The organism is Nissabacter archeti (assembly GCF_018257325.1).
GTDB lineage: Bacteria > Pseudomonadota > Gammaproteobacteria > Enterobacterales > Enterobacteriaceae > Chimaeribacter > Chimaeribacter arupi.
Window position 1 is genome coordinate 95,045 of record NZ_JAERKB010000017.1, and the last position, 2,373, is coordinate 97,417.

The 2,373-nt window shown below is 51.5% G+C and carries 1 rRNA gene; it reads left to right on the forward strand.

Annotated features, from left to right (window positions below):
* Window positions 1-163: 163 nt before the first annotated feature.
* Window positions 164-2,373: ribosomal RNA gene (locus tag JK232_RS20605) — 23S ribosomal RNA — on the forward strand; the annotation flags it as partial.

Below are 2,373 nucleotides of genomic sequence, written 5' to 3' on the forward strand. Positions count from 1 at the left end.
TATTGCTCTTTAACAATCTGGAACAAGCTGAAAATTGAAACATTACAGCATCCATTACTCTCCGTAGTGTATGACCTTCGGGTGATACATAGAGTAATGCGAAGTCTGTAATAGAGTCTCTCAAATAATCACGCTCGCGGATGGAAACATCTTCGGGTTGTGAGGTTAAGCGACTAAGCGTACACGGTGGATGCCTAGGCAGTCAGAGGCGATGAAGGGCGTGCTAATCTGCGATAAGCGTCGGTAAGCTGATATGAAGCGTTATACCCGACGATACCCGAATGGGGAAACCCAGTGTGATACGTCACACTATCATTACATGAATACATAGTGTAATGAGGCGAACCGGGGGAACTGAAACATCTAAGTACCCCGAGGAAAAGAAATCAACCGAGATTCCCCCAGTAGCGGCGAGCGAACGGGGAACAGCCCAGAACCTGAATCAGTTTGTGTGTTAGTGGAAGCGTCTGGAAAGTCGCACAGTAAAGGGTGATAGTCCCGTACACAAAAGCACACTAATTGTGAGTTCGATGAGTAGGGCGGGACACGTGACATCCTGTCTGAATATGGGGGGACCATCCTCCAAGGCTAAATACTCCTGACTGACCGATAGTGAACCAGTACCGTGAGGGAAAGGCGAAAAGAACCCCGGCGAGGGGAGTGAAATAGAACCTGAAACCGTGTACGTACAAGCAGTGGGAGCCTTGATTTATCAGGGTGACTGCGTACCTTTTGTATAATGGGTCAGCGACTTATATTTTGTAGCAAGGTTAACCGTATAGGGGAGCCGTAGGGAAACCGAGTCTTAACTGGGCGTCAAGTTGCAAGGTATAGACCCGAAACCCGGTGATCTAGCCATGGGCAGGTTGAAGGTTGGGTAACACTAACTGGAGGACCGAACCGACTAATGTTGAAAAATTAGCGGATGACTTGTGGCTGGGGGTGAAAGGCCAATCAAACCGGGAGATAGCTGGTTCTCCCCGAAAGCTATTTAGGTAGCGCCTCGTGAATTTATCTTCGGGGGTAGAGCACTGTTTCGGCTAGGGGGCCACCCCGGCTTACCAACCCGATGCAAACTGCGAATACCGAAGAATATTATCACGGGAGACACACGGCGGGTGCTAACGTCCGTCGTGAAGAGGGAAACAACCCAGACCGCCAGCTAAGGTCCCAAAGTCATGGTTAAGTGGGAAACGATGTGGGAAGGCATAGACAGCCAGGATGTTGGCTTAGAAGCAGCCATCATTTAAAGAAAGCGTAATAGCTCACTGGTCGAGTCGGCCTGCGCGGAAGATGTAACGGGGCTAAACCATGCACCGAAGCTGCGGCAGCGACGCTTATGCGTTGTTGGGTAGGGGAGCGTTCTGTAAGCCTGCGAAGGTGGACTGTGAGGTCTGCTGGAGGTATCAGAAGTGCGAATGCTGACATAAGTAACGATAATGCGGGTGAAAAACCCGCACGCCGGAAGACCAAGGGTTCCTGTCCAACGTTAATCGGGGCAGGGTGAGTCGACCCCTAAGGCGAGGCTGAAAAGCGTAGTCGATGGGAAACAGGTTAATATTCCTGTACTTGGTGTTACTGCGAAGGGGGGACGGAGAAGGCTAGGCTGGCCAGGCGACGGTTGTCCTGGTTTAAGCGTGTAGGTGTGTCAACCCGGTAAATCCGGTTGGCTTTAACACTGAGGCGTGATGACGAACCACTACGGTGGTGAAGTAGCTGATGCCCTGCTTCCAGGAAAAGCCTCTAAGCTCCAGGTAACACGAAATCGTACCCCAAACCGACACAGGTGGTCAGGTAGAGAATACTCAGGCGCTTGAGAGAACTCGGGTGAAGGAACTAGGCAAAATGGTGCCGTAACTTCGGGAGAAGGCACGCTGGCATGTAGGTGACGGGACTTGCTCCCTGAGCTGAAGCCAGTCGCAGATACCAGCTGGCTGCAACTGTTTAATAAAAACACAGCACTGTGCAAACACGAAAGTGGACGTATACGGTGTGACGCCTGCCCGGTGCCGGAAGGTTAATTGATGGGGTTAGCGGCAACGCGAAGCTCTTGATCGAAGCCCCGGTAAACGGCGGCCGTAACTATAACGGTCCTAAGGTAGCGAAATTCCTTGTCGGGTAAGTTCCGACCTGCACGAATGGCGTAATGATGGCCAGGCTGTCTCCACCCGAGACTCAGTGAAATTGAACTCGCTGTGAAGATGCAGTGTACCCGCGGCAAGACGGAAAGACCCCGTGAACCTTTACTATAGCTTGACACTGAACATTGAGCCTTGATGTGTAGGATAGGTGGGAGGCTTTGAAGCGTGGACGCCAGTCTGCGTGGAGCCATCCTTGAAATACCACCCTTTAATGTTTGATGTTCTAACTCGG